This window comes from Luteitalea sp. (assembly GCF_044337415.1).
Taxonomy (GTDB): Bacteria; Acidobacteriota; Vicinamibacteria; order Vicinamibacterales; family Vicinamibacteraceae; genus Luteitalea.
In genome coordinates, this window is the sequence record NZ_JBIINP010000021.1 from 1 (window position 1) to 14453 (window position 14453).

At 69.7% G+C, this 14453-nt stretch carries 15 protein-coding genes; 6 read left to right on the plus strand and 9 right to left on the minus strand.

Annotation, left to right across the window (positions count from 1 at the left end):
- Window positions 1-65: 65 nt before the first annotated feature.
- The 8 genes from ACIRDX_RS05890 to rpsU all read right to left on the minus strand — a co-directional run bounded on the left by ACIRDX_RS05890 (window position 66) and on the right by rpsU (window position 7853).
- Window positions 66-1415, minus strand: a complete 1350-nt coding sequence (locus tag ACIRDX_RS05890; RefSeq protein WP_396624479.1) for a glycosyltransferase — start codon at window positions 1413-1415, stop codon at window positions 66-68.
- Window positions 1416-1439: 24 nt separating this feature from the next.
- Complete coding sequence (locus ACIRDX_RS05895; protein WP_396624480.1) at window positions 1440-2546, minus strand: glycosyltransferase family 4 protein; 1107 nt, start codon at window positions 2544-2546, stop codon at window positions 1440-1442.
- Window positions 2521-3837: a glycosyltransferase family 4 protein gene (locus tag ACIRDX_RS05900; protein WP_396624481.1), complete on the minus strand. Its 1317-nt coding sequence runs from the start codon at window positions 3835-3837 to the stop codon at window positions 2521-2523. Before ACIRDX_RS05900 ends, ACIRDX_RS05895 begins: the two co-directional genes overlap by 26 nt.
- A gap of 1 nt (window position 3838) precedes the next feature.
- Window positions 3839-5242 (minus strand): glycosyltransferase family 4 protein, encoded by a 1404-nt coding sequence (locus ACIRDX_RS05905; protein ID WP_396624482.1) that lies wholly within the window; start codon window positions 5240-5242, stop codon window positions 3839-3841.
- Window positions 5239-6072, minus strand: a complete 834-nt coding sequence (locus ACIRDX_RS05910; RefSeq protein WP_396624483.1) for a hypothetical protein — start codon at window positions 6070-6072, stop codon at window positions 5239-5241. The genes ACIRDX_RS05905 and ACIRDX_RS05910 overlap by 4 nt, the downstream gene beginning before the upstream one ends.
- A gap of 39 nt (window positions 6073-6111) precedes the next feature.
- A complete protein-coding gene (locus tag ACIRDX_RS05915) occupies window positions 6112-7038 on the minus strand; it encodes a decaprenyl-phosphate phosphoribosyltransferase (protein WP_396624484.1) in 927 nt (308 codons plus the stop codon).
- Between the two features lie 52 nt (window positions 7039-7090).
- Window positions 7091-7432, minus strand: coding sequence for an STAS domain-containing protein (locus tag ACIRDX_RS05920; protein WP_396624485.1), 342 nt, complete (start codon window positions 7430-7432; stop codon window positions 7091-7093).
- Window positions 7433-7655: 223 nt separating this feature from the next.
- Window positions 7656-7853 carry a 30S ribosomal protein S21 gene (rpsU, locus tag ACIRDX_RS05925; RefSeq protein WP_239491389.1) on the minus strand — a complete coding sequence of 66 codons (198 nt, stop codon included), beginning with the start codon at window positions 7851-7853 and terminating at the stop codon, window positions 7656-7658.
- A 70-nt stretch (window positions 7854-7923) separates the two neighbouring features.
- Here rpsU and purD point away from each other — a divergent pair, with 70 nt between their 5' ends.
- Window positions 7924-9210 carry a phosphoribosylamine--glycine ligase gene (purD, locus tag ACIRDX_RS05930; protein ID WP_396624486.1) on the plus strand — a complete coding sequence of 429 codons (1287 nt, stop codon included), beginning with the start codon at window positions 7924-7926 and terminating at the stop codon, window positions 9208-9210.
- Between the two features lie 114 nt (window positions 9211-9324).
- On the opposite strand, the gene rlmN is transcribed toward purD, so the two are convergent.
- Window positions 9325-10401, minus strand: a complete 1077-nt coding sequence (gene rlmN, locus ACIRDX_RS05935; protein WP_396624487.1) for a 23S rRNA (adenine(2503)-C(2))-methyltransferase RlmN — start codon at window positions 10399-10401, stop codon at window positions 9325-9327.
- A gap of 228 nt (window positions 10402-10629) precedes the next feature.
- Between rlmN and ACIRDX_RS05940 the strand changes: the two genes are divergently transcribed.
- From ACIRDX_RS05940 to ACIRDX_RS05960, 5 genes are read left to right on the plus strand one after another with little or no spacing between them, the layout of a single operon-like run.
- Window positions 10630-11889: a M16 family metallopeptidase gene (locus ACIRDX_RS05940; protein WP_396624488.1), complete on the plus strand. Its 1260-nt coding sequence runs from the start codon at window positions 10630-10632 to the stop codon at window positions 11887-11889.
- A gap of 42 nt (window positions 11890-11931) precedes the next feature.
- A complete protein-coding gene (gene purB, locus ACIRDX_RS05945) occupies window positions 11932-13233 on the plus strand; it encodes an adenylosuccinate lyase (RefSeq protein WP_396624489.1) in 1302 nt (433 codons plus the stop codon).
- A gap of 34 nt (window positions 13234-13267) precedes the next feature.
- Window positions 13268-13528, plus strand: a complete 261-nt coding sequence (gene purS, locus ACIRDX_RS05950; RefSeq protein WP_396624490.1) for a phosphoribosylformylglycinamidine synthase subunit PurS — start codon at window positions 13268-13270, stop codon at window positions 13526-13528.
- An 8-nt stretch (window positions 13529-13536) separates the two neighbouring features.
- Entirely contained in the window at window positions 13537-14238 is a 702-nt protein-coding gene (purQ, locus tag ACIRDX_RS05955) for a phosphoribosylformylglycinamidine synthase subunit PurQ (protein WP_396624491.1), read from the plus strand.
- Between the two features lie 19 nt (window positions 14239-14257).
- Entirely contained in the window at window positions 14258-14452 is a 195-nt protein-coding gene (locus ACIRDX_RS05960) for a hypothetical protein (RefSeq protein WP_396624492.1), read from the plus strand.
- Window position 14453: the final 1 nt, after the last annotated feature.

Consider the following 14453-nt stretch of genomic DNA (forward strand, 5'->3'; position numbering starts at 1 on the left):
GATCTCCCGGGACGATCACTGACCGTCGGGCAAGCCCGACGGCTACGGATCGATTGCGCCAGCGTCTACGAGCGGCGCGGGGCGCCGCTGCCGGTGAGGCCGGCGACGAGCCGGTCGTACTTGGCGAGGATCACGTCCCAGCCGTAGTTGGCCTCCACGTAGGCGCGGCCGTTGCGGCCCATGGCGCGGCGCAGGCGTTCGTCGGCCATCAGCACGGAGAGCGTCTCCACGAACTCGTCGCGATCGGCGTAGTACAGGCCGGCGTTGCTGCGTCGGCAGTGCTCCACGAGCACCTCGGCGCGGGCGTTGCACAGCACCGGCGTGCCCATCGCCATCGCCTCGAGCGCGAGCAGCGAGAGGCTCTCGAGCGGCGAGGGGACGATCACCACGTCGGCCGCGTCGAGCGCCTGCAGCCGCTCGGCCTCGGGCAGCATGCCCGCGAACCGGATCCACGGCGTCTCGGGAATGGGCATCAGCTTGGCGCCCATCAGCGCGAGCGTCGCGTCGCCACCCGCCTTGCGGTACGTGTCGAAGTACTCGAACAGTTCCTCGCAGCCCTTGCCCGGATCGATGCGGCCGCCGTACAGCCCGACATGGCCGAACAGGCGGTGCCGCCGCCGGAACGCTTCGCCGATGCCCCGTCGTCGGTCGGCGACCGGACGCTCCGGGCGCGGTCCGCGTCCTCGCCGTCCGCGCGCGACGCCGTCCTTGACGGTCGGGGCAGGCGCGGGCTCCTCCTCAGGCACCAGGGGGCCTTCGAGCGGCGCGTCGACGCCGCGTCGCGGCTTGCCCTGCCCATCGGTCTCGAGCAGGTCGACGCCGCAGCCCACCGTCTCCTCGGCGAGCGGGCGCAGGTCGAAGGTGTGCTTGAGGAAGGCCTTCTCGGTCTCGGTGTTGAACGCGACGGCGTGCGCCGCGGCGAACAGGTCGCGGTAGATGCCGAGGTGGATGGCGGGTTCGTCGTGCGCGGTGGGCACGAGGATGCTCTTCTTCGGTGCGATCTGCAGGCCCAGGACGGTGGGCGCGTAGAGGTAGGTGAAGAAGATCAGCAGGTCGTACTGCTGGTGCGAGCGCTGCAGGTACTCGAGCAGCGCGGGGCACCAGGGCCCCTGCTCCTCGAGCCACCGCATCTCGTCCTCGCGGGTGTGCGGGTAGTTGAAGATCCAGTCGGAGAACGTGTTGAACGACTCCAGGTCGCGCGTGCGGGCGTTGGCGAAGCGCCGCACGTTGACCCCGCGGATGCGGTCGGTCCCTTCCGGGTACTCGTTCTTCCAGGTCGTGTATTCGCGGGCGCAGGTCGTGAGCACGTCGACCTGGTGCCGGGCGGCCATGCGCTCGGCGATGAGCCGGCAGTGGTACTCGGATCCGCCGAGGATCTCGGTGCCGTAGCGCTGGATGATGAAGGCGATCTTCACGGGGGTGTCCTGGGTGAACGGGCGTCAGGCGAACGGCGCGAGCAGGGCGTCGAGGTGCGCCTGCATCCGTGCGTCGCTGAATGCCTCGAGCCGCGCGTACTGGCCCTCGATGATGGCCTTGCGCAGCGTGTCGTCGTAGATGAGGCGGCCGAGCCACTCGGCCGCGAACTCGAGATCCTTCGGGGTGAACACCACGCCCGCGCCGCCCATCGTCTCGGGGACGGCGGCCGCGCCGTAGGCCAGCACCGGCACGCCCGCGGCCATCGCCTCGAGCAGCGGCACGCAGAAGCCCTCGTGCTCGCTGAGCGACACGTAGGCGCTCGCGTGGCGGTAGAAGGCGGCCAGGTCGGCGTTGGGCACGGGCCCGGTGAACCAGAACCGGTCGGCCGGCATCTGGTACTTCTCCATCAGCGCGCGCACGGTCGCGTAGTACGAGGGCACGGCGTCGTGCCGACCCACGAAGATGAAGCGGTAGTGGCTGTCGACGTACCGCTTGTAGTGCTCGGCCAGCCGGATGTGATCCTCGATCCGCTTGTTGGGCGCGATGCGCCCCACGAACAGGATGTTGATCAGGCCGTCGCCGAGGATCTTCTCGAGCGCGGGCCGCCGCGGCGCGCGCGTGATGCGCTCGAGGTCGATGGCGATCGGCATCACGCCGGTCGGCGCGAAGCCGAGGGCATCGAGTTCCTCGCGGTTGTAGGTGCTGTCGCCGAGCGCGAGGTCGGCGTGGCCGACCAGCGTGGCCAGCTCCTGGCGGCCGAGCATGGCGAGCCGGCAGATGTGCGGCGCGTAGTCGGCGAAGAAGTGCGCCGGCGTGATGTTGTGGTACTGCAGCACGCGGCCGCCGGGCAGGGTGGCGAATGCCGCCGTCATCGGCGAGGGCAGGGCGAAGTGGAAGATGGTGACGTCGCCGCGCCGCGCCTCCGGGGCGGTGAACGGCCGCACCTCGTGGCGCAGGTCGTCGTCGATCGTCAGCGCGAAGATCTCCGACGCGTGGCCGCGCGCGCGCAGCAGGTCACGGACGCGCCGGGCCGAGTCGCCGATGGCGTCGCCCTTGTGCGCGGCCGGCACCCATTGGTGCACGCTGAGCGCCGCAGCCGACACCTCAGTTCGCTCCGCCGCGGGTGTCATCGGCGGAGCGTCCCGCCGAAGTCGAGGCAGAAACATCCTGCGCCTCGACGAAGGCGGACTCCTTCGACTGCGCGCGAAGTGCGGACTCGTCCGAAGCGCTCTCGAACTTCGGTAGTGCGCGGAGTGCGGAGGGCCGGTACTGGCGCACTTCCTCGAGCTGCTCCTGCAGTTCGAACTGGTCCCAGAAGTCGAACGACACCCTGGGCGCCTGGCCGGCGGGCGCGGCGATTGCCTGCTCCACGAAGCGCAGCAGCGTGCCGTCGAAGTCCTGCCCGGCGAGTCGTTCGAGCGCTGCGTCCTGCGAGGCCAGGATTCGCTCGACGAGCTCCTCATCGTCGAGGATCGCCTGCATCAGCGAGGCGACATGCGCCGGGTTCTTGGTCTCGTACAGCACGCCGCCGCCATCCATCGTCGCCGGCACCGCGGTGGCGGCGTACGCCATCACCGGCACCCGCTTGTTGAAGGCCTCCATCAGCGGCACGCAGAACCCTTCGTGCTCACTGGCGCACAGGAACAGGTCGGCCACGTCGTAGAACGCCGACAGCTCCTCGTTGCTGACGTGGCCCATGAAGAACACGTCGGGCAGCTTCAGGGTCGCGACCAGCTGCTGCAGCATCGCGAAGTAGAGATCGAAGCCGCCGTACGACCCGACCAGCAGGAGCCGCGATCGCGGGTTGCAGCGCGTCTTGTACGCGTGGAAGCACCGGATGATGTCGTCGATCTTCTTGTTCGGGATCATCCGGCCCACGAACAGGATGTTGGTCCACCCGTCGTCGAAGCTGTCGGCGATGGTGCCCGTCGCCGTCTCCTCGAGGTGGGTGAAGCTCGGCACCACCGGCAGGACGCCCGTGCGGGGGAACCCGGCCTCGACGAGCTCCTCGGTGTTGAACGCCGAGTCGCCGAGCGCGAGCACGCAGCGGTCGCGATAGGCGCCCAGCTCGCGCCGCCCCATGTAGCACAGCTGCACGAGCAGCGGGTGCACGTCGACGAAGAACTCGGGCGGCGTGATGTTGTGGTAAACGAGCACCATCTTGTCGGGCAGCGCGTACGCCACGCGGCTGGCGCGCGACCCGATCGAGAAGTGGTGGATGAGGACGTTGTCGGGCGAACTCTCGTCGATCAGGTCGCGGTAGTCGCGCGTCAGGTGCTCGAGCCTGGGATCGGCGGTCTGGACGAAGATCTCCGAGGCGTAGCCCGCCGCGCGCAGCACGCGCTGGATGCCCAGCACCTCGTGGCCGATGGCGTCGCCGTAGCCGAGCGTGGCGAGGACCTGATGGACGGCCGGGGCCATGTCAGCGTCCCTGCCTGGCCGGCGCGGGCCGGCCCTGTCCGGGTCGACGACGACGTGGGCCGCGCGAGGATCCGCCGCGCGGCGGGCCCTCGGGCCGCGTGCGCGCCCCGGTGGCCGCGGGCCGCGGTGCCGGGCCGTCGGGCACGCGGGCGAGCACCTCGCTGGCGGGCGGCAGCGTGCCGCGGCGGCGGGCGAACCAGCCGGGCAGCGGCTCGATGGTGCCCGTCGGGGGCGGCGAGGCCTTCAGCGTGTCGAGCATGCGGTGGTACTTGGCGTCGATGACGGGCCAGGCGTAGTTGTCGAGGTAGTAGCGGCGGCCGTTCTCGCCGAGGGCCAGCGCGAGCGACCGGTTGCTGGTGACGATGCGCAGCGTCTCGGCGAACTCGCGGTAGTCGGCGTAGAACAGGCCCGCGTTGCTGCGCAGGCACTGGCCCTGCAGCACGTCGCACCGCGCGTTGGCCAGCACGGGCTTGCCCATCGCCCACGCCTCGATGGCCACCATCGACAGGCTCTCGTAGAACGACGGCATGATCAGCGCCTCGCACCCGGCGAGGGCGTCGAACTTGTCCTGGTCCGAGATGAAGCCGACGTGGCGGATCAACGGGTGGTCGGGAATCGGCAGCAGGGCCTTGCCGGCGAGCACGAGCTGCAGCGGCCGCTGCGACGTGAACAGGTACTGCTGGAAGAACTGGAACAGCTCGCGGCAGCCCTTGTTCTCGTCGATGCGGCCGACGTAGAGCACGAACGGCCCGCGGATGTCGTACGCGCGTCGGAAGCGCTCGGCGGCAGACTGCGACGGGATGTCGGAGCCCACGCCGACCACCACGCCCGGCACGGCGTCGTTGCCCGACACCGCGCGGATCATCGCCTGCTCCTCGTGCGAGTTGTACATGATGGCGCGCACCCCGCGGAACACGGGCGGGAACAGCGCCAGGCCGATCGCCGGGTCACGCTCGGCCGTCGGCACGAGGATCGCCCGGTCGGCGGCGGCGCGGATGCCGTGGTAGGCGTGGTGATACCGGTAGCTGAAGAAGAACAGGTAATCGAACGTCGACGCGTGCTGCCGGATGTGGGCAATCAGGGCCGGGCTGGTCGGCCCCTCGCTGTCGAGCCATGCCAGTTCGTCGACCAGCGCGTGGGGCGTCTCGAACACCTGGAACGACCGCCGGCCGAACTCCTCCGGATCGCGCTCGCGCGACACGGGGAACCGACGCACCGCCACGGGGCCGATGCGCTCCTGCCCCTCGGGGAACTCGTTGCGCCACGTCACGTAGTCGCGGGCGCAGGTGGTCAGCACCTCCACCTCGTGCGTGCGCGAGAGGCGCTCGGCGATGTACCGCGCGTGCAGTTCCGCGCCGCCGTTGATGTCGGCGCCGTACCGCTGGACGACGACCCCGAGCTTCACGACTGCGGCGAGTCTGGGCCGTCGTTGCCGGCGGCGTGCGTGTGCGATTCGGTGGCCTGGCCCTCCCCGCGGGAGCTGTCCGCCCCCTGGCCCTCGCCCCCCTCCATGCCTTCGCCGCCCTCGCCCGGCCCGCGCCGGCGACCGCGGCGCCGCCGCCGTCGGCGGCCCGCCTTGTCGGCGTCCTCGGGCGCGAGGCTCGCGTCGGCCACCGGCTCGAGGGTGGTCAGCGACACGGCAGAGGCGCCCGTCTTGTACTGCACCACGCCCTCGAGGGCGCGGGCGCGCCGCTCGGCGAAGTCGAGCCGCGTGTTCAGCGACTCCACCCGCATCTTGAGGTTGCGGTTCTCGATGCTCAGCCGCGTCAGCTCGACGACGACGTTGTGCAGCACCTCGAAGTTGAGGGCCTCGCGGCTGCCGACGCGCGCGATCGAGCGGGTGAAGTAGCCGTTCAGCGCCGCCTGCATGTTCAGCACGCGAATCAGCGGATTCGGGTTGAAGAACAGCTTCAGGATCGGGTTGAGCAGCTTCCGGATGCTGCGCAGCGCGCCGCCGCGCGACGAGGCGTAGATCGACTCCTCGTCGAAGCCGTACAGATCGGGCGCCGGCTCGATGTCGGCCAGCGTGGTCACCGACTTCGCGTTGCGGTACTCGTCGAGCAGGCCGGAGCGCACCGCCAGCGGGTCGAGGAACTTCTCGAGCTTCACGCTCGCGAGTGCCTTGATCTCCTCCTCGGTGTAATCGGCGCCGCGCTTCTCCTTCACGCGGGCGCGGATCTGCCGCATGATCTCCTCGACGTTGACGGAATCGGCGCGCACGGAAAAGTCGGACATGGGTCTGTGACGCTCAGGACACTCCGCGCGCGACGCGGGTCAGCGGGCGAGTGTCCACGGATGGTAGATCAGCGCGACGATGGTCGCGCCCCAGAGGGCCACGCACAGCAGCAGCGGACGGTCCGCGAGCAGCAGCTCGGTCGGACTGCCGCCCTGGCTGCGGCGATGGACCAGGTAAAGGTACCGGAAGATCCCGTACAGCGGGAATGGCATCGTCAGGCCGAGCCACGGCGTCCCGAAACGCTCGGCGGTCTCGGCGCTGACCGTGTAGACCGCATACCCCATCAGCGTGGAGGCCGCCACGACGGCGATCATCTGGTCCACCAGATAGGGGGTGTACTCGCCGAGGATGCTGCGATGGCGGGTCGCCTCGTCGCCGAGCAGCGTGATCTCGTGTCGGCGCTTGGCGAGCGCCAGGAACAGCGCCAGCAGGATCGTGCAGACCAGCAGCCACTGGCTCACCGGCACGCCGATGGCCGCGCCGCCGGCCGAGGCCCGGATGACGAACCCCAGCGCAATCGACAGGACGTCGAGGATCACCTGCCGCTTCAGCCCGAGCGAGTAGGCGACCTGCAGCGCCACGTACGCCAGCGCGTGCACCAGGAACGGGACCCCCAGCCAGGCCGAGGCCCCGAGCCCGCCGACGAGCAGGACCGCCGCGGCCCCGAGGGCCAGGCCGACCGTGAGATGGCCCGCCGCGATGGGGCGATGCCGCTTTTGCGGGTGTTGTCGATCGGCCTCGCGGTCGACCACGTCGTTGGCGACGTAGACGACCCCTGACAGCGCGCAGAAAGCCAGGAACGCCACGGTCGCGCGCACCACGGCGTCGCCGTCGAGCAGGCGCTGCCCGAAGATCAGCGCCGCAAAGACGATGAGGTTCTTGGTCCACTGTGCGGGACGCAGGGCCAGAAACAGCGACGCCGCGACGGAGGGTCGCGGCGTGCCGGATGCGTGCGAGGCGATCAACGCTCGTGGGCGGCGGGGACCACCGGGGCCCCCGGGAACAACCAGATCCGGCCTAGGCCGAGTAGCTCTGGATGGCTTCCGCTTCGCTGTCGAAGGTCTCGAACACGGTCAGGAGCTTCGTGATCGAGAGGAGGTCCTCGATGCGCTTGGTGAGGTTCAGCAGCTTGAGCTTGCCGCCCTGACGGCTCACCGTGGTGTAGGAACGCACCATCTCGCCGAGACCCGCACTGTCGATGTAGGGAACGCCGTCGAGGTTGAGCAACAGGCTCTTCTGGCCGGCGTTGACGAGGCTGGCGATCTTCTCCCGCAGCATTTCGTCGCCTTCGCCGAGCGTCATCTTGCCGGAAAGGTCCAGAATCGTCACTCCGCCGACGACTCGCTCTTCAATCTGCATCGCCTTCTCCCCGCTCCGAGTAAAAACCCCGCAAACTCACGGAAAAACTGTGCTTCAGGAGGGCTGACAGTAGCACCAAGCCGACAACAGGGTCAAGGTACACGGCCGGTCCCGTCCGAGTGGTGCGCGGTGAGGCCGGAACCGGAGTCCCGGCCTCACCGCGATGGTCCTGCCTGGTTCGCCACCCGGGCGTCGCTCAGCGCGAACCCGGGGGCGATCCCGCTCAGTCGGTTTCCCGCCGCTGCTTCTTGCGGCTCCGCTTGCGGGCGAGGGCCTGCTTGGCGCGACGCTTGTCGCCAGGCTTCAGGTAGAACGAGTGTTTCTTGATGTCCTTGATGATATCTTCCTGCTGCACCTTGCGCTTGAAACGCCGCAGGGCGCTTTCGATCGATTCACCTTCCTGCACCTTGACTTCGGCCACGTCGACTCACCTCCTCCCGCATGGCGTTGGGGTCGGCCGTCGCCGGCCAACCAAACCGAAAGCGTAACACATGAAGGTCCTCGTCCTCGGCGGCGGGGGGCGTGAACACGCGCTCGCCTGGACGCTGCGCCGGGAGTCCGGCGTCTCCGACGTGCTCTGCGCGCCCGGCAATCCCGGCACCGCCGCCTGCGCCCGCAACGTCGCCGTCGACATCCTCGATCCGGCCGCCGTCACCGGCCTGGTGGCGGCCGAGGGCGTCGATCTCGTGGTCGTCGGCCCCGAGCAACCCCTGGACGCCGGCGTGTCCGACGCGCTGCGGGCCGCCGGCCATCCGGTCTTCGGCCCCTCGCAGGCCGCCGCCCGGCTCGAGACCAGCAAGGCCTTCTCGAAGGCCTTCATGGAGCGCCACGGCGTCCCGACCGCCAAGGCCCGGATCTGCGCCACCGCCGACGAGGCCGAGGCGGCCGTCAGGGCCTTCGGCGCCCCGGTGGTGGTCAAGGCCGACGGCCTGGCGGCCGGCAAGGGCGTCACGGTGGCCGCCACCCTCGACGAGGCCCTCGAGGCCATCGACGCGGTGATGCGACAGGGAGCATTCGGCGCGGCCGGCAGCACGGTGGTCGTAGAGGAATGCCTCACGGGCCCCGAAGTCTCCTACTTCGTGATCTGCGACGGCGTACGCGGCCTGCCCCTCGGTACGGCCCAGGACCACAAGCGGGCCTACGACGGCGACCAGGGGCCCAACACGGGCGGCATGGGCGCCCTCGCGCCGAGTCCGCTCGTCGACGCCGCGCTCTCGGCGCGCGTCATGCAGACGATCGTCGAGCCGGTGCTCGCGGGGATGCGCGCCGAGGGCCACCCCTTCGCCGGCATCCTGTACTGCGGGCTGATGCTGACCCCGGACGGGCCCAAGGTCATCGAGTTCAACGTCCGCTTCGGCGACCCCGAGGCGCAGGTGGTGCTGCCGCTCCTGCCCGTCCCGCTTGCGCCGCTGGTGCTGGCCGCGGCTCGGGGGGCGCTCCCACTGGAGCCCCTGCCTCCGGTGACGGGCGCGCGGGTCGGCGTCGTGCTGGCCTCGGGCGGGTATCCGGGCGCGATGACCACCGGCTACGCCATCGACGGACTCGAGGCGGCGGCCGCCGTGCCGGGCGTGACCGTTTTCCAGGCGGGAACCCGCCTTCGCCAAGGCTCCGGCGGGCAAGCCCAGAACGAGGTCGTGACCTCCGGCGGGCGCGTGCTGACGGTGGTGGGAGAGGGACCGGACCTGCGCGCCGCGCGCGACCGCGCCTATCAGGGCGTGGCCCGGATCTCCTTCACGGACATGGAGTTCCGGCGCGACATCGCGGCGAAGTACGTGTAATTCGAAACTTGAACTTCGAAATTCTCGTGGGGCGCGGCTTCGCCGCTGCCCCTCGGGATGCCTCGCGCGGCAAGGCCGATAGGCCGGCCGCCGATCAATTTCAAATCTCGAATTTCAAATTGCCGGCTTCTCCACCGCCAGCTGGCCACACGCCGCCCGAATGTCCCGCCCGCGGCTCTTGCGCACCGACACCGTGATGTGGGCATTGGCCAGCACCTGCGCGAAGGCGTCGACACGCTCGTCGGAGGGGCGCCGGTAGGGGATGCCGGCCGCCTCGTTCAGCGGCAGCAGGTTGATCTTGGCCTTCAGCCCGTTCATCAGCCGCACGAGTCGGCGGGCATCCTCGATCGAGTCGTTCACGCCGGCCAGCATCACGTATTCGAAGGTGATCCGGCTGCGCTTCTTCAGCGGGAACCGGCGGCAGGCGTCCATCAACTGGGCCAGCGAGTACTTGCGGTTGATCGGCACCAGCAGGTCGCGCTGGTCCTCGGTAGTCGCGTGCAGCGAAATCGCCAGGTTCGGCATGTACGCCTCCTCGGCCAGCTTCGCCAGCCCGGGGAGCACGCCGACGGTGGAGAGCGTGACCCGGCGGGGCGACACGTGCAGCCCGTCCTCACTGCCCACCAACTGCAGCGCCCGCATCGTCGCGTCGTAGTTGTGCAGGGGCTCGCCCATGCCCATCACCACGATGTTGAAGGGGGTGTCGAGGAAGTCGAGTTCGCGCGCCAGGACGCGGACCTGCCCGGCGATCTCGGCGGCGGTCAGGTGGCGGGTCAGGCCCATGGTGCCCGTCAGGCAGAAGCCGCACTTCATGGCGCAGCCGACCTGCGTCGAGATGCAGAAGGTCTGGGAGGGCGTGTCGGGGATGAACACGGCCTCGATCTGGCGCCCGTCGCCGAGCCGGAGCAGGAACTTGGTGGTGCCGTCCGACGACGTGTCCTTCCGGACCACGTCAGGCGTGCTCACGACCGCCTGCTCGGCCAGCGCCGCGCGCAGCGCCTTGGGCAGGGTGGTCATGGCCGAGAAGTCCGTGATCCCCTTCTTGTGGATCCAGCGGAACAGCTGCTTGCCCTGGAACGGCTTGCCGCCCAGCTCGACCACGAACGACGAGAGTTCCTCCGGCGTCAGTCCGGCCAGGTCCGGCCGGGTGGCCGCCGCAGTCGTGGCGATCTCGTCGTCGAGTTCAGGCATGGGGCAAGGCGCGCCAGTCCGCGCCGACTCTCCATTGTGACGGATTCAGGAAAACGCCGCCTGTCCGCCGAAGCCTGCGCCGGTAGGGCCGGCTCTCCGAGCCCGGCCGATGGGGCGGGGTTGAGAGAACGGTCCCTACCGTACCCGGTACCCCGTACCCGGCTGCTATGATTGTCGTTTCCCGGGCACCGCGCGGCACCCGCCGTGGGCACCGGGAAGCCCCAACCGATGATCGTCCACGATACGCTCCCGAATGGCGTCCGGCTCGTCACCGAGACCATGCCCCACGTGCGCTCGGTGAGCCTCGGGGTCTGGCTGTCGCGCGGCTCGCGCCATGAGGTGCCCGAGCAAGGGGGCATCGCGCACTTCATCGAGCACATGCTCTTCAAGGGCACCGAACGTCGCACCGCGCAGCAGATCGCGGAGCAGTTCGACTCGATGGGCGGCAACCTCGACGCCTTCACGTCGAAGGAGTACGCCGGCTATTACCTCAAGGTGATGGACGAGCACCTGCCGCGGGCCTTCGACATCCTGTCGGACCTGGTGCTGCACCCGGCCTTCCCCGTCGACGAGATCGAGCGCGAGAAGAAGGTGATCCTCGAGGAGATCAAGATGGTCGAGGACACCCCCGACGATCTGGTCCACGAGCTGTTCACCGAGCTGTACTGGCGCGATCACCCGCTGGGGCGGCCGATCCTCGGCACGCCCGAGACCGTCGCCTCGTTCACGCAGGACACGCTGTCGCGCTACTTCCGCGAGGCGTACGTCGGCCGCAACCTGATCGTCTCGGCGGCGGGCAACTTCACGCACGAGCAGCTGCGCGCCATGGTGGAAGCTGCCTTTGCCGGCGTGCCCGATGCGGGTGCCGACTGGGACGAGACGGCCCCGGCGCCGCGGCCACCGCAGCTGGAGCGCATCAAGGACCTCGAGCAGAGCCACCTGGTGATCGGCACGCCGGCCTTCCCGCAGGCGCATCACGATCGCTACCCGGCCTACCTGCTCAACGTCATCCTCGGCGGCTCGATGAGCTCGCGCCTGTTCCAGACGATCCGCGAGCAGCGGGGCCTGGCCTACGCGGTGTTCAGCGGCGTGTCGTCGTATCGCGACACGGGCATGCTGTCGGTGTACGCCGGCTGTGCTGCCGAGAGCGTCCCCGAAGTGGTCGATCTGGTGGCGCAGGAACTGCGCGCCATGCGCAACGCGCCGGTGAGCGACGACGAGCTCCGCCGCGCGAAGGATCACCTCAAGGGCAGCCTGATGCTGAGCCTCGAGAGCACCTCGAGCCGCATGACGCACCTGGCGCGGCAGGAGATGTACTTCGGGCGTCACGTCACGCTCGACGAAATCATCGCCGGCATCGAAGGCGTGACCCGCGAGGACGTGATGCGGGTCGCCGGCGCGCTGTTCACGCAGGACACCGTCGGTGTGACGGTGCTCGGGCCGGCCGGGCCGGCTGCGCTCGATTTCTCGCGGCTCGCAGTGGCCTAGGCCCGCGCCCGCGGCGTGCCCCCGGAGGGCCGCGACGACACGATGATTCGACGTTACGCACAGCCGGCCATGTCCGCCATCTGGGCCGAGCAACGCCGCTTCGAGACCTGGCTGGCCGTGGAACTCGCCGCCGCCGACACCATGGCCGAGGCCGGCATCGTCCCGGCCGAGGCCGCCCGCGAGCTGCGCCAGAAGGCCGGCTTCGACATCGCGCGCATCGACGAGATCGAGCAGACGACGCAGCACGACGTCATCGCGTTCACCACCGCGGTGGCCGAGCGCGTCGGGCCCGCGGCGCGCTGGCTGCACTTCGGCCTGACGTCCTCCGACGTCGTCGACACCGCGCTCGCGCTGCAGATGCGCGAGGCCTGCGACCTCATCCTCGAGGACCTCGACGCGCTCGCCGCCGCCATCAAGGTGCGCGCCTTCGAGCACAAGCGGACGCCGATGATGGGCCGCACGCACGGCGTGCACGCCGAGCCGATGACCTTCGGCCTCAAGCTCGCCCTGTGGTACGCCGAGGTGCAGCGCGGCATCGTGCGCGTGCGCCGCGCCCGCGAGGCCGTGGCCGTCGGCAAGATCTCCGGCGCCGTCGGCACGTTCGCGCACCTGCCGCCAGCCATCGAGGAGGGCGTGTGCCGTCGCCTCGGGCTGACGCCGGCGCCGATTGCCACGCAGGTGATCCAGCGCGACCGCCACGCCGAACTGATGACGACGCTGGCCATCACCGCGGCGTCGCTCGAGAAGTTCGCGCTCGAGATTCGCGGGCTGCAGAAGACGGAGCTCGGCGAGGTCGAGGAGCCGTTCGGCAAGGGGCAGAAGGGCTCGTCGGCGATGCCGCACAAGCGCAACCCGGTGGGCTGCGAGCAGGTGTGCGGCCTGGCGCGCGTGGTGCGCGCCAACGCGATGGCGGCGCTCGAGAACGTCGCCCTGTGGCACGAGCGCGACATCTCGCACTCGTCGGTCGAGCGCGTCATCCTGCCCGACAGCTTCCTGGCCCTCGACCACATGCTGCGCCGCTTCACGCGCATCGTGGCCGGCATGGTGGCCTACCCGGAGCGCATGCTCGAGAACATCGGCCGATCGCGCGGCGTGGTGTTCTCGGGACAGGTGCTGCTCGAGCTGGCGCGCCGCAGCCTGTCGCGCGAGCAGGCCTACGTGTGGGTGCAGCGCAACGCCATGCGCTCGTTCCACGAGCAGAAGGACTTCCGCGAGCTGCTGCTCGCCGACACCGACATCATGGGCGTGCTGACCCGCGAGGAGATCGATCGCACGTTCAGCCTCGACGAGCAGCTCAAGCACGTCGACACGCTCTTCACCCGCGTCTTCGGCGCTGCCTCGTGACAGGCAGCCTGTAGCCCCTAGCCTGTAGCCCCTTATGCCCCTTTTCACCACCCGCGTCTACGTCACCCTGAAGCCCTCGGTGTTCGACCCGCAGGGCCGCACCATCGTCGAGTCGCTGCACAGCCTGGGGTACGGCGGGGTCGCCCACGTGCGCCAGGGCAAGTACTTCGAGGTGCAGGTCGAGGCGGCCGACGCCGCCGCGGCCGAGGCGACCGTGCGCGAGGTGTCGGGCACGTTGCTGGCCAATCCCGTCATCGAGAGCTTCCGCGTCGACACGCCGACGCCGGTCGCCTGAGGCCCGGCATGAAGTTCGCCATCGTCGTCTTTCCCGGATCCAACTGCGACCACGACGCCTACCACGCCGTGAAGCACGTGCTCGGCCAACCGGCCGAGTTCCTGTGGCACAAGGACACGTCGCTGCAGGGCGCCGACGTCGTCATCCTGCCCGGCGGGTTCTCGTACGGCGACTATCTCCGGACCGGCGCCATCGCGCGCTTCTCGCCGGTGATGCAGGCCGTCTCGGCGTTCGCGGCGCAGGGTGGCCCGGTGCTCGGCATCTGCAACGGCTTCCAGATCCTGTGCGAGGCGGGCCTGCTCGACGGCGTGCTGATCCGCAACCAGCAGGTGCAGTTCCGCTGCGAGCACGTCCACGTGCGCGTGGAGCAGGTGGACACGGCCTTCACCGGGGCGTGTCGCGCCGGGCAGGTGCTCAACATCCCCGTGGCGCACGGCGAGGGGCAGTTCTTCGCCGAGCCCGAGGTGATTGCGCGGCTCGAGGCCAACCGCCAGGTGGTCTTCCGCTACGGCACCGCGAGCGGCGAGGTCACGCCCGAGTCCAACTGCAACGGCTCGATCAACAACATCGCCGGCGTGTGCAATGCCGGGCGCAACGTGGTGGGGCTGATGCCGCACCCCGAGCGTGCGTGCGAGAAGGTGCTCGGCAGCGACGACGGGCTCGTGCTGTTCGAGTCGGTGCTGCAGCAGTTGACGGCAGGCGCCGTCTAGTCGACGCGGGAGCCCGACAATGGCGGAATCACCACTCACGGTGGCCAGGATCCTGTGGGGATCGGCGGCACTCATGGTCGTGCTCGCAGTCGTCTTCGCTCTCGGCGTCATCGACATCGGCGTCCCGAACTGGCAACTGGCGATGATCTGCCTGGGGGTCGCGGTGATGGACCTCGTGATGTCCGCCGTCCTTCTCAAGCGTCGCCGGTCCTGAC

Coding starts and splice junctions, on each gene's coding strand:
- ACIRDX_RS05895 (WP_396624480.1), bottom strand. CDS start 2,546: ATGACACCCGCGGCGGAGCGAACTGAGGTGTCGGCTGCGGCGCTCAGC.
- ACIRDX_RS05900 (WP_396624481.1), bottom strand. CDS start 3,837: ATGGCCCCGGCCGTCCATCAGGTCCTCGCCACGCTCGGCTACGGCGAC.
- ACIRDX_RS05910 (WP_396624483.1), bottom strand. CDS start 6,072: ATGTCCGACTTTTCCGTGCGCGCCGATTCCGTCAACGTCGAGGAGATC.
- ACIRDX_RS05920 (WP_396624485.1), bottom strand. CDS start 7,432: ATGCAGATTGAAGAGCGAGTCGTCGGCGGAGTGACGATTCTGGACCTT.
- purD (WP_396624486.1), top strand. CDS start 7,924: ATGAAGGTCCTCGTCCTCGGCGGCGGGGGGCGTGAACACGCGCTCGCC.
- rlmN (WP_396624487.1), bottom strand. CDS start 10,401: ATGCCTGAACTCGACGACGAGATCGCCACGACTGCGGCGGCCACCCGG.
- ACIRDX_RS05940 (WP_396624488.1), top strand. CDS start 10,630: ATGATCGTCCACGATACGCTCCCGAATGGCGTCCGGCTCGTCACCGAG.
- purB (WP_396624489.1), top strand. CDS start 11,932: ATGATTCGACGTTACGCACAGCCGGCCATGTCCGCCATCTGGGCCGAG.
- purS (WP_396624490.1), top strand. CDS start 13,268: ATGCCCCTTTTCACCACCCGCGTCTACGTCACCCTGAAGCCCTCGGTG.
- purQ (WP_396624491.1), top strand. CDS start 13,537: ATGAAGTTCGCCATCGTCGTCTTTCCCGGATCCAACTGCGACCACGAC.
- ACIRDX_RS05960 (WP_396624492.1), top strand. CDS start 14,258: ATGGCGGAATCACCACTCACGGTGGCCAGGATCCTGTGGGGATCGGCG.